This window comes from Streptomyces canus 299MFChir4.1 (assembly GCF_000383615.1).
GTDB classification, from domain to species: domain Bacteria; phylum Actinomycetota; class Actinomycetes; order Streptomycetales; family Streptomycetaceae; genus Streptomyces; species Streptomyces canus_C.
In genome coordinates, this window is sequence record NZ_KB911613.1 from 1 (window position 1) to 16,460 (window position 16,460).

Genomic DNA, 16,460 nt, shown 5'->3' on the forward strand with positions numbered 1-16,460 from the left:
AGCGTGGTGGAGGCCGCCGCGGCCCACGACTACGACGTGCTGCTGTCACCCAGCGGTGTCGACAGCGACCGTTCCTTCCAGCGGCTGCTGGGGGAGCGGAGGGTCGACGGGGCGATCCTGATGGAGATCCGGCTGGAGGACGACCGGGCCGAACACCTGGCCGCGCTCGGCTTCCCCTCCGTGGCCATCGGCCGCACCGCCCACCCGGAGGACGGCTGGTACGTCGCCCTGGACCACACCGCGCTGGCGGCGGCCTGCGTCCATCACCTCGCCGACCTCGGCCATCGCCGAATCGCCTTCGTCAACCGGCCCGAACAACTCCTGAGGACCGGCTACGAGTCCGCCCACCGCGGCCTGGACGGCTTCACCAAGGCCGCGGCCGAACGCGGGCTGACGGTCCGCACGTACTGCTGCGGGGACGACGCCGCCGCGGGCCAGGCCTGCCTGGAACAGATCCTGCACGACGACCCGGCCACCACCGCCCTGGTCACCCTGAACGAGGCCGCACTGGGCGGCCTGTACCGGGGGCTCGCCCACGCGGGCCGCCATGTGCCGCGCGACTTCTCCGTCACCGGAGTCGTCGCCAACCGCTGGGCGGAGACGGTGACCCCGCAGCTCACCGCCGCCGACGTACCGGCGGCCGAGATGGGCCGGCTCGCCGTCGACCTGCTCGTGGAGCGGCTGGACCACTCCGACGCGCCGCCCCGGCAGCACCTCCTGACCCCGCCGATCTCGCTGCGGGCCAGCACCGGCCCCGCGGGGGCCCCGCAGACCTGATCGGTCCCCCCGAGCACACGTCACACCGCCGCACGCCCGACCACCCGGCGGCGTCGCTCGCGGTGCCCTCTTCTCCGCGCGACCCACCGCCGCGGCACCCGCATGCCACACACCGAAGGAACCCGCCATGAACAGCTTCTCCAGACGGCACCGTCCGACCGCCGCGGTCCTCATCTCCCTGGCCGTCGCCGCCGGCGTCACGGCCTGCGGCTCCGGCTCGGGCGGCGGATCCGAGGGCGCCGACAGCGGCACGTACACCGTCTGGGACCCGTATCCGCAGTTCGCCAAGGGCTCGGCCTGGACGAAGCTGCTGGACAAGTGCGGCACCACGGCGGGCGTCAAGATCAAGCGGACGGCGTTCGACACCAGCGACCTGACGAACAAGGCCCTCCTGGCCGCCCAGCAGGGCAACTCCCCGGACCTCCTCATCGTCGACAACCCGGTGGTCTCCACGCTGGCCGAGGCGGGCGTCCTCACCACGACCGACGACAACAAGCTGGACACCTCGAAGATCGACCCCAACCTCCTCGCGGCCGGCCAGTCGGGCGGCAAGACGTACGGCACCCCGATCGGCGCCAACACCCTGGCCCTCTACTACAACAAGAAGGTCCTGAAGCAAGCCGGTGTGGACATCGCCTCGGTGAAGGACTGGCCGTCGCTGACCGCGGCGCTGGAGAAGGTGAAGAAGGCCGGCAAGAAGGGCATCACCTTCTCCGCGATCGGCACCGAGGAGGGCAGCTTCCAGTTCCTGCCCTGGTTCTGGGGCGCGGGCGCGAAACTGACCCAACTCGACTCAGCGCAGGGCGAGTCGGCGCTCTCCCTGTGGAAGGGCTGGGTCAAGAGCGGCGTCGCCCCCAACTCGGTCCTCAACAACACCCAGACGACCAGCTGGCAGGAGTTCACCACCGGCGAGTACGCCTTCGCGGAGAACGGCACCTGGCAGCTCGCGGGCGCCAAGAAGGCCGGCCTCGACTACGGCGTGCTCCCGATACCCGGCGCCTCCGGCGGCAACGCGGCCGCCCCCACCGGCGGTGAGTTCGTCACCCTCCCCGCCCAGGACGACACCGGCCGCTACCCCACCTCCCAGAAGCTGGCGACCTGCCTGACCAGCACCCAGAACCTGTACGACACCGACACCACCCTGTCCTACGTGGCCCCCACCACCGAGGTCCAGGACAAGCAGGTGGCGGCCGACGCCGAGCTGAAGCCCTGGGTCGCCGCGGTCAGGACCGCCAAGGGCCGCACCAGTGACGACCTGGGCACCAAGTACCCGAAGATCTCCGAGCAGATGTGGAAGGCCGTCCAGTCCGCACTCAGCGGTTCGAAGTCCCCGAAGGACGCGCTGACCGACGCCCAGTCCGCCGTCAAGTGAGTGCATCAGGGGGCCAGTTGATGAGCCAGATGACACAAGTGCCGCCCCCGCGGACCGACTCCGACGGCGCGGCCCTAAAGGCGCCGCGCCGTCCCGTCTCCCCGCAGTGGGCCGCCTGGGCGTTCCTGGCCCCGGTGACCCTCTACCTCGGCCTGTTCTACGCCTATCCCCTGTACCGCAACATCGACCTGAGCCTGCGCCACTACACCGTGCGCTCGTTCGTGCGGGGCGACGCGCCCTTCACGGGCCTGGCGAACTACCGGATGGTCTTCGACGACCCGACCTTCGCCCCGGCCCTCCTGCACACCGTGGTGTTCACCGGCGTGTGCCTGGTCTTCCAGTACGCGATCGGTCTGGCGCTGGCGGTCTTCTTCCACCAGAACTTCCGGCTCTCGGCGACCCTGCGGGCCCTGTTCCTGGTGCCGTGGCTGCTGCCGCTGATCGTGTCGGCGTCGACCTGGTCGTGGATGCTCAACAGCGACTCCGGCGTCGTCAACGCCGTCCTGCACGCCGTCGGCATCGGCCCGGTGAACTGGCTGACCTCGCCGTCCTGGTCGCTGACCTCGGTGATCATCGCGAACATCTGGATCGGCGTCCCCTTCAACCTGGTCGTGCTCCACAGCGGCCTGCAGTCCATCCCCGCCAGCCTGTACGAGGCGGCCGCCCTCGACGGGGCGAACGCCTGGCAGCGCTTTTGGCGCATCACCTTCCCGCTGCTGCGTCCGGTCTCCGCCATCACCCTGCTGCTGGGCCTGGTCTACACGCTCAAGGTCTTCGACATCATCTGGATCATGACCAAGGGCGGTCCGGCCGACTCGTCCACCACCTTCGCCACCTGGTCCTACCAGCTCGGCTTCGGCAACCTGCTGCCCGCCTTCGGCCCCGGCGCCGCGGTCGGCAACCTGCTGGTGCTCGCCGCCCTGGTCTTCGGCCTGATCTATGTGCGGGTCCAGCGGAAGCAGGCACTGTCATGAGAACAAGGCCTCTGAAGACCGCCCTCGGCCTGCTGCTGACCGCGATCATGCTCTTCCCGGTCTACTGGATGCTCAACGTGTCCCTCACCCGCGACCAGGACATGCGCAAGAGCCCGCCCGGCCTGTTCCCCGCCCACGCCACCCTGGAGGGCTACCGGGCCGTCGTCGACCAGCAGTTGCCCTACCTCGGCACCAGCCTCGTCATCGGTCTGGGCACCGTCGCCCTGACCGTGGCCCTGGCGGCCCCGGCCGGCTACGCGCTGGCCAAGCTGCGCCCGCGCGGCGGCGGCATCCTGGGCTTCGTCCTGCTGGTCGCGCAGATGATCCCGGGCATCATCATGGCGATGGGCTTCTACGCCATCTACCTCCAGCTCGGCCTGCTCCAGTCCGTGCCCGGCCTGATCGTCGCCGACTCCACCCTCGCCGTGCCCTTCGCGGTGCTCATCTTCACCGCGTTCATGTCCACCATCCCCGGCGAACTCCTCCAGGCCGCGCAGATGGACGGCGCGCACGCCCTGCGCACCTTCTGGTCGGTCGTGCTGCCGATGAGCCGCAACTCCGTGGTCACCGTGTCGCTGTTCGCGTTCCTGTGGTCCTGGTCCGACTTCATCTTCGCCAGCACCCTGGTCAACGGCGGCGCCCACGAGCCGATCACCCTCGGCATCTACCACTACATCGGCAACAACAACCAGCAGTGGAACGCCATCATGGCCACCGCCGTCGTCGCCTCCCTGCCCGCCACGGTCATCCTCGTCCTCGCCCAGCGCTACGTCGCCGCCGGCGTGACCGCCGGCGCCGTCAAGGACTGACGTCCGCGGCGCCCCCTTCCCCGACGACCACCGACGATCCCTGCTCGAGAAACGAGTGCCCCTTCATGACCGCCGACCGCCCCGGCCCGGCCTTCTCCGTCCAGGACATCCCGTTCAGCACCCACGGCTCCTGGTTCGGCATCTCCCCCGTGCTCGCGGAGAAGACCCGCGCCGAGGACCTCCACCTCGTCTCGCACCAGAACGGCATGCACGCCGTCCTGAGCCTCGTGCCCCTCGACCCCGCGACGGGCGAGCGGGCCGAGACCCTGGTCGAGGCGACACCGGGCCTGCTGAGCTGGACCCGCGCGGACGGGCGCATCGACCTCGCCTACGAGACGCCGGACACCGTACGACTGCGCGGTGCGGGTGCGTCGCTGCGGATCTCGGCGGCGGCCCGGACGCTGACCCCGTTCAGCGGAACGTACTTCTTCCGCGAACCGGCCGCCGACGCCTATGTGTTCACCTCGTACGAGACCGGCCGCCGCTACCGGGTCACCCTGCTGTCCGGCACGGTGGCCGAGGTGTCCGGTTCCCAGGCACTGGGCGCCGGTGAGCGCGGTCTCACGGTCGGCGCCGAGGCGGACGGATCGTGGGAGCTCGCGGTCGAGGAACTCGACACCGCCCGCCCCGCCTACGCGCCGGCGGCGGCCTTCGGCAAGGTCGTCGAGGCCGCGCGGAACTCCTTCGCGGACTTCGTCGACACCGTGGCCCCCTGGCGCTCCTCCGCCACCCCGGCGGCCGAACTCGCCGCCTACGTCCTGTGGTCGGCGACCGTACGCCCGGCCGGCCTGGTCACCCGGCCCGGCGTCCTGATGTCCAAGCACTGGATGGACAAGGTCTGGAGCTGGGACCACTGCTTCAACGCCCTCGCCCTGGCGCCCGGTTGCCCCGAGCTGGCCTGGGACCAGTTCCAGCTGCCCTTCGACCACCAGGACGAGACCGGGGCGCTGCCCGACTCCGTCACTCACTCCGAGGTGCTCCACAACTTCGTCAAACCGCCCATCCACGGCTGGACGTTCGGCCACCTGCGCCGTCGGCTGCCCACCCCCGTGGGGCGGGCGGAACTGACCGGGACGTACGACAGGCTGGCACGCTGGACGGAGTTCTGGCTCACCGCCCGGCGCGCTCCCGGCGCCGACCTGCCGCACTACCAGCACGGCAACGACAGCGGCTGGGACAACGCCACCACCTTCGACCCCGAACGGGTCGTCGTCACCGCGGACCTGGCCGCCTTCCTCACCCTCCAGCTGCGCGAACTCGCCGACCTGGCGGAGCACTTGGAAAGACCTGACGACGCCCGCGGGTGGACGCGGGCCGCCGAGGAGACACAGCGGGCGATGCTCGACCAGCTGTGGACGGGCGACCGGTTCGTCGCCCGGGGCGTCGACAGCGGCGACACCTGGAGCACGTCCAGCCTGCTCGACCTGATGCCGATCGTGCTGGGCGAGCATCTGCCGCCCGACATCGGCGAGGTGCTGGCCGGCCGGATCGAGGCCCATCTGACGCCGTACGGCCTGGCCACGGAGCTGCCCACCTCTCCGCACTACCTCCCCGACGGCTACTGGCGCGGCCCGATCTGGGCCCCCGCCACGGTCCTCGTCGAGGACGGACTGCGCCGCGCCGGCCACCACCGGCTCGCGGGCGAGGTCAGCGCCCGATTCCGCGCCCTGTGCGAGAAGCACGGCTTCGCGGAGAACTTCGACGCCCTGACCGGAACGGGCCTGCGCGACCGCGCCTACACCTGGACGGCCGCCGCCTACCTCCTCCTCGCCCAGGCGCACGCACAGCGGGACGGCGGATGAGAGCGGTTCACGGGATCCGTCCCTTCCGGGACGGGCTCGCATCTCGTGGCGGCCCCGGCGTTCCCCGCCTGGCCGGGCACGAAGACCGTGCGGACGTACGCCGGCTACCGCGTGGCCCCCGACGAGCGCTTCGCCGAACTCTGCGCCGAGCGGCCGCCCGGGCGGCAGGGCAGCCGTCCCGGTGACCGGCACCCGGGAGCTGTCGCTCGACCTCCTGGAGCGGCGGGGCATCGTCCAGGCCCGGCCGACGCTCCGGCGCCCCGTTCCCTCGGCCCGTGTTCAGTCGAGGACCGCGGTGGCCTCTATCTCGACCAGGTGGTCGGGGACGTCCAGTGCCGCGACGCCCAGCAGCGTGGCCGGCGGGACCGGGGTGACCCCCAGTTTCGCGGCCGCCCGCGAGATCCCCTTCAGGAGTTGGGGCATCTTGTCGGGCGTCCAGTCGACGACGTGGACGTTCAGTTTCGCCACGTCGTCGAAGGAACCGCCGGCCGCGGCCAGGGCCGTACCGACGTTGAGGTAGCTCTGCTCGACCTGCGCGGCGAGGTCACCCGCACCGACCGTGCGGCCCTCGGCATCCCAGGCGACCTGACCGGCGACGAACACCAGCCTCGATCCGGACGCGACCGCCACCTGCCGGTAGACATCGATCTCCGGCAGTCCGTCGGGGTTCAGCAGGGTGATGGACATTTTCCGCGCCTCCATGCTCGGGCACTCAAGCCCATTGATCTCTTTTGGTTACTGACAAACCGTAGGAGAGCAATCGCTGACATGGAAGAACGCACTTTTCGGTGACCGGGGAACCCGCTGGTGACCTGGCAGCTCATGAGGTGGAGCGCCGGTGAAAACCCTGTGGAAGCGGTGTCGGTGGGGCCGTTTATGCTGCACGGACGATCACGCGGGACCAGGGGAGGACGCGGCATGTTCGGCAGGCTGTTCGGCAGGGATGCGGAGAGACCGGAGGCGAATCCGTACGCCCTGCCCGTCCCGCGCAGACAGAAGAACGGGACGTATCCGCTGCGCGCCCTCGGGGACACCCGGGTGCTCGCGCTGGTGGAAGCGGCCGACGCCGGCGACTGGGAGGCGGTCAAGGCGGCCCTGGGCCCCTTCGATCTCGGCAGCGACCACGCGGTACTCGGCGAACTCGCCGACCTGGATGGTGTGCAGGACTGGATCGGCCGGGCGGTGGACGAGGACAAGGAACACCGGGCGACCGCCCTGCTGATATCCGGGGCGCGCCACATCAGCTGGGGCTGGGAGGCGCGTACCTCCGCACGTGCCGTGAACGTCACGCAGGAGCAGTGGCGGACCTTCCACGAGCGCCTGGAGATCGCCGAGGAGCAGCTGCTCGAAGCCGCCGAGCTGCGGCCGGACTGGGTCACCCCCTGGCGCCGCCTCCTCACCTCCGGCCGCGGCATGTCGCTCGGCCCCGCCGTCAACGAGACCCGGCGCGACGCCGCCCTGCGCCGCGACCCGCTGGACCTGGAGACCCACATCGAGTGGGTGTCCCAGTTGCAGCCCAGGTGGGGCGGCGAGCCCGGCCAGGCCCTCGCGTTCGCCCGCGAGGCCATCGCCGGTGCGCCCGACGGGCACCGTCTCGGCTGTGCGGTCGCCATGGCCCACATCGAGGAGTGGGTGGAGTCGGGCAGTCAGAACCATCTCGACAGCCCCCAGGTCCAGGAGGAGCTGAGAGAGGCGGCCCGGCGAAGCATTCTCCACCCCGCCTACGACAGGCCCCTCGGCTGGCAGGAGGACTTCAACATCTTCGCCATGGCCCTGGCCCTGTCCGCCGAGAGCATCGTGGCCCCGCGGGTCTTCCACGAGCTGGGCGGCGCCTTCACCTCGTGGCCCTGGAAGTACATGGCCCAGCCGGAGAAGGCGTACGCCCGCTTCCGGCGCCGTGCCTGAGCCCGTCCCCGCCCGCCCCTCGTCGACGACCTCACCCCGGACTGCCCGATGACTCTGCCCGACACCCCTGCGAGCCCCACCGCGGACCGCACCTTCCAAGTGGACCTGCGCGGCCTCGTCGACCTCCTCTCCCACCACCTCTACTCCAGCCCCCGCGTGTACCTGCGCGAGCTCCTCCAGAACGCGGTGGACGCGCTGACCGCCCGGCACAGCCTCGAACAGGGCGCCCCCGCCGACGCGTTCGGCATCCGCCTGTACGCCGACGGCTCCGTGGTACGCGTCGAGGACGACGGCGTCGGTCTCACCGAGGCCGACGTGCACACCTTCCTCGCCACGATCGGCCGCAGCAGCAAGCGCGCGGAGCAGATCGCAGACCAACGCGCCGACTTCATCGGCCAGTTCGGCATCGGCCTGCTCTCCTGCTTCCTGGTCGCGGACGAGATCCACGTCCTGAGCCGCTCCGCCCGGACCCCCGACGCGCCCGCCGTGGAATGGCGTGGCCGCGGCGACGGCAGCTACACCGTCCGTACCCTGCCCGCGTCCACCCGCCCCCGGCCCGGCACCACCGTCACCCTGACGCCCCGCGCCGACGTGGGCGAGTGGACCCGCCCGGCCCAGGTGCACGCGCTGGCCCGCCACTTCGGCTCCCTGCTGCGCCACCCGGTGACCTTCGACGACGGCACCGCAGGGCCCGGCGGCCAGGGCGCGCCCGTCAACCCCGAGCCCGCACCCTGGGCGCGCGGCCACGCCACCCCCGGAGCCCGCTCCCGGGCCCTGGCCGCGTACGGCGAGGAGGTCTTCGGGTTCACGCCGCTGGACACCATCGAACTCGACCTGCCGGCCGTGGGCCTGAAGGGCATCGCCTGCGTGCTGCCCGAGGCGGTACCGGCTGGGCGCCGCCACGGCCACCGCGTGCACGTCAAAGGCATGCTGCTGTCCGAGCAGGCCGAGGAGATCCTGCCCGACTGGGCGTTCTTCGTCCGCTGTGTCGTCGACGCCGAGAGCCTGCGCCCGACCGCGTCCCGCGAGTCCCTGTACGAGGACGACACCCTCGCCGCCGTACGCGACGCGCTCGCCGAACGCCTGCGCGCGTGGATCGCCAGGGCCGCCGCCAGCGACCCCGAACTGCTCGGCCGCTTCCTCCAGGTCCACCACCTGGCCGTGAAGTCCCTCGCGGTGCACGACGACGAGATCATGCGGATGCTGCTGCCCTGGCTGCCGTTCGAGACCACCGACGGGCACGCCACCCTCGACGAGTTCGCGCGCACCCACCGCACGGTGCTCGTCACGTCGAGCGTGGAGGAGTTCCGCCAGGTCGCGGCGATCGCCTCGGCCGCCGGCCTCGGCGTCGTCAACGGCGGCTACACCTACGACCGCCAACTGGTCCACCGACTGCCGGAGATCAGGCCCGAGGTCACCGTCGCGGACCTCGACCCCGGGACCCTCACCGCCCATCTCGACCCGGTGGACCGCGAGACGGAGCTGGCCGCCTCGGCCTACCTCGCCCAGGCCCGCGACGCCCTCGCCGTCTTCGACTGCGATGTCGCGCTGCGCACCTTCCAGCCGGCCTCCGCTCCCGCCCTCCTCCTCGACAACCGCGAGGCCCGGCACGAGCGCACCCGCTCCCAGCTCGCCCGCGAGCAGCAGGGCGGTGTGTGGGGCGACATCCTCGGCGCCCTGCGCCAGGAGGCCCCGCGCGCCCAGTTGATCCTCAACCAGCTCAACCCGCTGGTGCGCACCGCCGTCACCATCGACGAGCCCGAGTTGGCCCGCACCAGCGCCGAAGCCCTCTACGGGCAGGCCGCGATGCTGTCCCGGCGCCCGCTCAGACCCGCCGAGTCGAGCCTCATCAACCGCTCCTTCCTCGACCTCCTCGCCCACGCCCTCCGCAAGGACAGCTGACGATGCCCACCGCGATCCAGACCACCGACGAGCTGTACCAGGCGCTCCAGGACAACGACCAGCGTCCCTACGGCCGGACCCGCACCGTCACCGCCGAGGAACTCGTCGACGTCGCCGAGCAGTTCGAGGAGCCCGTCCCGCTTGTCCACGCGCTCCTCGAACTGCAGGAGGCGTACACCTACGGCTCCGAACCCCGGAAGTCGCCCGTCGTCTTCGCCCGGCTGCTCACCCTCTTCGACGAGCAGCCCGACGTCTTCGACGAGCGCCTGCGCCACATGGTGTTCTGGCGGTTCAAGTGGGTGGGCCACGCCCTGCGTCAGCTGCCCGAGATACCGCTGGCCAGCCTCCGCCAGTGGCTGACGGAGATGCGCGACCGCTACGAGAAGGCCGGCCTCGGCCTTCAGCCCTACTACGGACAGGCGTACCAGCTCGCCGCCCACGTGGGCGAGGACACCACCCTCGCCTACGAGTTGTGGGCGGGCCGCACCCGTACCCGGCTCAGCGACTGCGAGGCCTGCGAGATCTGCGAGCGCGCCCTGTTCCACCTCGCGGCGGGCGACGACCAGCGGGCCCTGCGCACCTGGGAGCCCGTCCTGAACGGCAAGGAGTCTTGCCAGGAGGAGCCGGCCCGCTCCCTCTCGTACGCGCTGCTGCCCCTGCTGCGCACCGGCGCCGCCGACCGGGCCCGCGAACTGCACCTCGTCGGCTACCGCGGCTGCCGCCGCAACCCCTCGATGTCCGGGGAGGTCGGCCGGCACCTGGAGTTCTGCGCGCTGACCGGCAACGAGGCGCGCGGCCTGGAGCTGCTCGCCGAGAACCGGAACCTGTTCGACGAGGTCGACTCGCCGTTGGACCAGCTCGACTTCCTCACCGGCGTCGAGGTCCTCCTCCAGCGCGTGGAGCACCTCGGCCACGGCGAACTGCCGGCCGCCGGATACGCGGGCCGCACCTGGACGGCGTCCGGCCTGCGCGCCGAGGTGCGGGGCCGCGCCGACGACCTCGCCGCCCGCTTCGACGCCCGCAACGGCACCTCGACCCACACCGACCGCCGCAGGACCCGCCTCGACCGGGCTCCCCTCCTCGACGCGCTGGAACTGACCCTGCGCCCCCGCGGTCTCGACGACGTGGCCCCGGCCGCCCCGGTCACCGCGCCCGTCTCCCGTACGGCCACCGCCGTCCCCGACGCCCTGCCCGAACTCATCGTCCAGGCAAGGAAGTGGGAGGAAGAGGGGCATCCGGAGGCCCAGACCTGCTTCGCGCGGCTGCGCACGCTCGTCGCCGCCCGCGACTACTCCCACCCCGACGACCCGGCCGTGGGCCCGCTGGTCCGGCTGCGCGCGGACCTGCTGGCCGACGAAGCGACCTCGGCGGCCAACAAGGACGGCTTCGCCGAAGCCGCCGCGCTCCACGAGGAGGCCGCGGCTCTCTACGACGACGCCTCGGAGCCCGCTCACGCGGCGGTCGACCGTGCCTGCGCCCTGCTCGCCGCCGCCCAGATCCCCGCGCAGGACACGGACGGAGCCGAGGCGAAGGCGGCCGCCCTGACCGCCGCGCACGCGTCCTTGGTCCGCCTGCACGAGGAGACGACCGGCCTCCCTCCCTACCTGGAGGCCCGCCTGCTGCGGCTGCGGGCGACCGCGCTCGGCCTGCGCCTGCAGACGACCGGAAGCGAGGAACACGTCGCGCCGGTCTTCGCCGAGACCGACCTGCTGCACGCCTTCGCCACCCGGCACGACCTCGCCGGGCAGATCTCCGGCGCCCTGATGCTGCGGGCCAGCACACACGCCATCTCCGGCGACCTGCCCGGCGCGGTCACCGAGATCGACGCCCTTCTCGACCGGCTGAAGGCGCACGGCCCCGCCTGGCACGTGCCCCGCACCCTCGGACTGCGCGGCCGGCTCCAGCTCGCCCTCCGGGACCCCGGGGCCGCGCACACGGACCTCACCGAAGCACTGCGCCAGGCCGCCGACTGGCCGGCCGACACGATCGACACCACCCGCCTCCACGGTGATCTCGCCGAGGCCTGCATGCACCTGGGCCGCCCCGGCGAGGCCCTGCGGCACCTGACGCGCTCGGCGGAGACGGACCTGCGCCGCGGCAACCGGATCGACGCGTTCTGCACCTACGGCAACGCGGCCCAGCTCAGCCTCGACCTGGACCGCGTCGAGGACTGCATCGCCCTGCTCGACTCCCTGCTGGCCGAACCGGACGTCGCCGCCGGCGAGCTGGACGACCGGCTCACCGCCCAGCTGCGCCTGACCCGCGCCCGCGCCCTGCGCGCCGGGGAGGACGTCAAGGCCGCCACGGCCGAGTTCGCCGCGCTCGCGGCCGAGTCGGCCGGCTGGGACGACGACCCGGGCAGCCACGCCATGATCGCCGCGGAGACGGCCGTACTCCTCGGTGAGTCCGGCGAGTTCGGCCCGGCCCGTGAGGCCGCGGACCAGGCGATCGCCGCCCACGGCCGGGACCCGCGCTACGAACTGCTCAGCAACTGCCTGCGCGAACTCGCCCGCCTCCAGGCCCAGCAGGAGGGCGCCGAGGGACTCGCCGACGCGCGCGCCTTCCTCGCCGACGCGGGCCGGATCGCCGACGAGGCCCGCGCCGCCGGGTACGAGCCCCGCGGCCGCTCCCTGGACAGCGCCCTGGCCTACGAACACGGGCGGGTGAGCGCCTACGCCGGCGCGTACGAGGACGCCCTGGCCGCCCTGGAGAAGGCCCTGGCCCTGCTCGGCGAGCCGGGACCGGAGGATGACCGGGCCGGCGAGTGGGCGGAGTGCGTCCGCCTCGCGGGCGCCGTGGAGGGTCTCTACCTGGAACGCCCCGCCCCCGCCCTCACCCGCCTCGACGCCGCGGTCTCCCACCTGACCGCCGTGGGCCACACCGAGGAGACCGAGCCCCTGACCTCCCTGGCGGCCCGGCTGCGCGACGAGGAGTTAGCCCGGTCCCATAACATCGTTCAGTAGACGTCAGTCGCCCTGCGGATCCACGTCGAGGAGGCAATGGTGCTCGGAAAGGGCACGTGGTTGCTCGTGGGTGCCATGGTCGTGGCCTGGATGGTGCTCTCCGGCCCCAGCGCGCCGAGCGGTGCCCTGGACGCCCGGTCCGCGCCCGCCAAAGCCGTCAGGGACGTCGTACCGAACCGCGTCATGACCTGGAACCTCTGCAACCCCTGCGAGACGGGTGACGACGACCGGGCAGCGGAGATCGCCACGTTCGCACCGCAGGTCATCGGCCTCCAGGAAGCGTGCGTGGGTGACGTCGAGAAGATCCGGGACTATCTGGAGAACCTCCACGGACTCGTCTATCACGTCGAGTACGGGGCGGTTCTCCAGAGCTGGGGCCGGTGCGGGGGAGCGCCCTGGAACCCGGGCGGCTACGGCGAGGCGATCCTCTCGGCGGCCCCGATGACCGACGTCGTCACCGAGGAGTATCCCGACGGCGGCTCCGAGGACCGCGGATACATGGAGGTCACCACCACGGTGGGCGGCCACCCGGTCCGGGTCTTCAACACCCACCTCGCCGAACGACGTCAGGAGCCGGTCCGGGCGGCCCAGGTCGGCGTCCTCGCCAAGGAGGTCGCCCGGCACGACCGCGCGATCGTCATCGGCGACTTCAACGCCGTGCCGGACGCCTACGAACTCACCAGGATGTGGAAACTGGCCACGGACGCGGACCCCCGCTGCCGTCCCGGCGCCGCCACGACCTGCGAGCCGACCACCGACTGGCAGAGCAAGTTCGACTACGTCTTCCTGCGCGGCTACGTCCCCGCCAGGCACCGCGTGCATCCGAATCCGGTCTCGGACCATCATGTGCTGTACGCCGACGTGGCCGCTGACCCGGCCCGCGGTGAGCGGTGACCGGGCAGTCGGGCCTGACTTTACGGAGAGTGGGTAATTCCCTGTCGCCCTGATGACTTTCCCGGGCGGTTCGAAAATCGATCGGCATTTCCAACTCCGGCGTTGTGGCGGTCTCTTGCCTGCACGTGTTTCAATTCCCGGGACATGTCTGCGCTCTGCGGCCACGAACGGGGAGGGCCATGGCCTGGTGGCGAGTCGAACAGAAGACAGCGCGGAAGGCAGATCGTAAGTCCGGGCAAAAGACGGCTCTTGAGGATGTCGCACCGGAAATCGCCTTGGCCCGCCAGGACTTCCGATGGTATTGGCTGGGACAGACCGTCAGTGTGGTGGGTCACCAAATGGCCATCTTCCTGTTTCCCACCATCGCGATCGTCACGTTCCACGCCTCCGGCCTGTGGGTAGGCGCACTGAACGCCGTCGGTACCGCCGCCTATCCCGTGTTGGGCCTGTTCGCCGGAGTGCTGATGGACCGTCGGCGGCGCAGGCCGGCCATGCTGCTGGCGACCGTCGGCACCATGCTGGCGCTGTCCTGGATCCCGTTCGCCGTCGCCGTCGGAACCATGGGCATGGCCGATCTGTGCCTGGCGGCGCTTGCCGCCGGCGCCTTCGGAGTCCTGTACGACGTCGCGAATCAGTCACATCTGCCGACCCTGCTGCCCCGGGAGATGCTCGCGAGGGCCAACGCACGGCTGGAGGTGTCCACTTCGCTGGCCCTGCTGGCGAGCCCCGCTCTGGGGGGCTTGTTGAGCCAGGCCCTGTCCGGCACCAGCGCGCTCGCCGTGATCGCCGCTGCGTTCCTCATACCGGTGATGACCCTCTTGCGACTGCGTACCCCGGAGCCCCCGGCGCCACCACGGCAACCGGGGGCTTCGCTGTTCGCCGAGATGAAGGTGGGCGTACTGGCCCTGTGGCGGCACCCACTGCTGCGGCCGGCCACGGTGGCCGCCGTGATCCGCAACCTGGGCAACACCGCGGCGTCCACGGTGTCCCTGCTCTTCGCCTATCGCACACTGGGGCTCGGTCCGGGAACCGTCGGTGTCCTGTTCACCCTGGTCGGGCTCGGCGGGGTCGGTGGTGCGTGGGTGGCCGACCGGATGCTCGTCCGGTTCGGCCTGGGCAGGACGCTCATCGCCGCCAGTGCCTCCGGAGTTCTGTGGGTCGCCGCTCCGCTGGCCCTGTGGCTGCCCGCCCTGCCGACACTGATCGTGGTGGGCGCGTCGGCCTCGGTGTGGGTGCCGGTGTGGAACGCGACCGTCACCACGCTGCGGCAGTCGGTCACCCGGTCCGAGTTGCTGGGCCGGGTGCATGCCACCTCGCGGACGATCAACTTCTGCGCGATTCCGCTCGGTGCCCTTCTGGGCGGGGCGCTCGCCGACCTGCTCGGTGGAGCGATGGGGGCCGCCGCCGGTACCGGCACGGCCCTCGTGCTGGCCGGGCTCACCGCCCTGGGAGCGGTCGCCGTCCTGGCCTGCTCGACGCTGCGATCCGTCCGTGACATCCCCGGCGTGGGCGAGGGGGACGCGGGCGCCGTGGCGTGAGCCGGTCGCGTGGGCGGGCGGCAGCGGGGTCGACCCCGCGCCGACTCAGCTCCTTCTGACGCTGATCGCCTGGGTGGCCGCGACCGCCGCTGCGAGGACTCCCGCCGAGATCGCGAGCAGGACGGCGGTGGAGCCCAGGAGATCCGCCGAGTCGGACGCGTTCTGGAGGTCGCCGAGCAGCACGTTGACCGGTGAGACGCCCTTGGCCAGCAGGACGGCCAGCAGCAGGATCAGGGCCAGGAGCAGCGCGTAGCCCTGCCGGCGGAAGAGCAGCCGCGAACAGAGGACGCCGATCGCGATACCCGTGAAGGCGCAGGTGAGTTGGGCCTCGGTGCCCAGGATCGCGTCGGCGAGGGTGAAGGTGTGCGAGCCGAACAGCAGGGGCAGGACGAGGCCGGCCGCCGTCAACGGCAGGCACCACAGGGCGGCCGTACCCACAGAACCGAGCAGCACCCGCAGATGGCTGCCCGCGGTGACGACGACGACCGAGCGGTGCGTCTGGTCCTCCAGCCCGATCAGCGCCATGGTGAGCCAGACCGAGCAGACCAGCATGCCTCCGGACGCCGAGCCGTAGGTGGCGGCCAGGGGGCCCGAGTCACTGCTCGTCAGAACCGCGAGGAGGCCGACGAACAGCAGGAGCGGCGCCAGATAGCGCTGCGAGAGCAGCATCACGGTGAACATGTAGCGCACCAGGGCGATCACAGGGCAGCCCTCCTCGCGCCCACGCGGGAGGCGTGGTCGACGCCCGGCCGCGTGAGACTCTCCACGGACCAGTGATGTTGCAGCGCCGTCAGGAGCACGGTGTCCGAGTGTTCCCGCGCGACGCGCAGGACGATCGCGTCGTCCCGGCGCGCGGCGTCCGTCACGCCGGGCAGGGCGTACCAGTTCACTTCGAGGGGGCGCACGCCGGTGACCGGCACCGTCAGGGCCAGTTCGACCTCCGTGACCCGCCCGCCGGAGTGCGGTCCGCCGCGCGGGCTCACCCGCCCGTCGCCGATGGCGAACACACCGGTCGCGTGCGTCTCGGTGATCGCCTCACGGTGGTCGGTGAAGACCACCGCCCCGCCGGCGGCGGACACTTCGCCGATGAACTCGGCCAATACGCCGTGCGCCGAGGCGTCCAGGCCCGACCACGGCTCGTCGAGGACCAGCAGGGCGGGCTCCACGAGCAGCGCCTGGGCGAGCGCGACCTTCTGGGCGTTGCCCTTGGACAGAGTGCGCAGTGCGGCGTTCCGGCCGCCCACCAGCGCCAGCCGGTCCAGCAGCCGGCCGGCCCGGGTCCGCGCCGCCGCGCCGGACAGACCCCGGATGCGCCCCATGTGGGTGAGGTAGGAGAGCGCGGAGACCCGTTCGTGGGCGGTGAAGCGGTCCGGTACGTAGCCGATGTGCTGCGGCCGGCCCAGCACCTGTCCGGACGTGGGCTGCGACAGGCCCACGAGGATTCTCAACAGGGTCGACTTTCCCGAGCCGTTGCCGCCCACGACCGCGAGGACATCGCCGCCCGAGACCTCCAGGTCCACGTCC

The 16,460-nt window shown here is 71.7% G+C and carries 13 protein-coding genes; 10 read left to right on the forward strand and 3 right to left on the reverse strand.

Annotated elements, in window-relative coordinates:
• The 5 genes from H293_RS0138790 to H293_RS0138810 form a co-directional block, all read left to right on the forward strand.
• Positions 1–777 (forward strand): LacI family DNA-binding transcriptional regulator (locus H293_RS0138790; protein WP_020123173.1); only part of this gene is annotated, 777 nt, incomplete at its 5' end.
• 127 nt (positions 778–904) lie between these two features.
• Entirely contained in the window at positions 905–2,149 is a 1,245-nt protein-coding gene (locus tag H293_RS0138795) for a sugar ABC transporter substrate-binding protein (RefSeq protein ID WP_020123174.1), read from the forward strand.
• Between the two features lie 29 nt (positions 2,150–2,178).
• The gene (locus H293_RS0138800) at positions 2,179–3,123 is read left to right on the forward strand and encodes a carbohydrate ABC transporter permease (RefSeq protein ID WP_259294631.1); all 945 of its coding nucleotides are present in this window, start codon (positions 2,179–2,181) and stop codon (positions 3,121–3,123) included.
• Positions 3,120–3,932, forward strand: coding sequence for a carbohydrate ABC transporter permease (locus tag H293_RS0138805; protein ID WP_020123176.1), 813 nt, complete (start codon positions 3,120–3,122; stop codon positions 3,930–3,932). The genes H293_RS0138800 and H293_RS0138805 overlap by 4 nt, the downstream gene beginning before the upstream one ends.
• A 65-nt stretch (positions 3,933–3,997) precedes the next feature.
• Positions 3,998–5,734, forward strand: a complete 1,737-nt coding sequence (locus tag H293_RS0138810; protein WP_020123177.1) for an amylo-alpha-1,6-glucosidase — start codon at positions 3,998–4,000, stop codon at positions 5,732–5,734.
• A 279-nt stretch (positions 5,735–6,013) separates the two neighbouring features.
• On the opposite strand, the gene H293_RS0138815 is transcribed toward H293_RS0138810, so the two are convergent.
• The gene (locus H293_RS0138815) at positions 6,014–6,421 is read right to left on the reverse strand and encodes a RidA family protein (RefSeq protein WP_020123178.1); all 408 of its coding nucleotides are present in this window, start codon (positions 6,419–6,421) and stop codon (positions 6,014–6,016) included.
• 231 nt (positions 6,422–6,652) lie between these two features.
• On the opposite strand from H293_RS0138815, the gene H293_RS0138820 reads away from it, so the two are divergent.
• From H293_RS0138820 to H293_RS0138840, 5 genes are all read left to right on the forward strand, one after another.
• Positions 6,653–7,639: a hypothetical protein gene (locus tag H293_RS0138820; protein ID WP_020123179.1), complete on the forward strand. Its 987-nt coding sequence runs from the start codon at positions 6,653–6,655 to the stop codon at positions 7,637–7,639.
• A gap of 48 nt (positions 7,640–7,687) precedes the next feature.
• The gene (locus H293_RS0138825) at positions 7,688–9,541 is read left to right on the forward strand and encodes an HSP90 family protein (protein WP_020123180.1); all 1,854 of its coding nucleotides are present in this window, start codon (positions 7,688–7,690) and stop codon (positions 9,539–9,541) included.
• 2 nt (positions 9,542–9,543) lie between these two features.
• Positions 9,544–12,504, forward strand: a complete 2,961-nt coding sequence (locus H293_RS0138830; protein WP_020123181.1) for a tetratricopeptide repeat protein — start codon at positions 9,544–9,546, stop codon at positions 12,502–12,504.
• A gap of 36 nt (positions 12,505–12,540) precedes the next feature.
• Complete coding sequence (locus H293_RS0138835; protein WP_020123182.1) at positions 12,541–13,398, forward strand: endonuclease/exonuclease/phosphatase family protein; 858 nt, start codon at positions 12,541–12,543, stop codon at positions 13,396–13,398.
• Positions 13,399–13,577: 179 nt separating this feature from the next.
• Positions 13,578–14,936, forward strand: a complete 1,359-nt coding sequence (locus H293_RS0138840; protein WP_078612809.1) for an MFS transporter — start codon at positions 13,578–13,580, stop codon at positions 14,934–14,936.
• Between the two features lie 45 nt (positions 14,937–14,981).
• On the opposite strand, the gene H293_RS0138845 is transcribed toward H293_RS0138840, so the two are convergent.
• Entirely contained in the window at positions 14,982–15,638 is a 657-nt protein-coding gene (locus tag H293_RS0138845) for a hypothetical protein (protein WP_020123184.1), read from the reverse strand.
• Positions 15,635–16,456: an ATP-binding cassette domain-containing protein gene (locus H293_RS0138850; protein WP_020123185.1), complete on the reverse strand. Its 822-nt coding sequence runs from the start codon at positions 16,454–16,456 to the stop codon at positions 15,635–15,637. The genes H293_RS0138845 and H293_RS0138850 overlap by 4 nt, the downstream gene beginning before the upstream one ends.
• Positions 16,457–16,460: the final 4 nt, after the last annotated feature.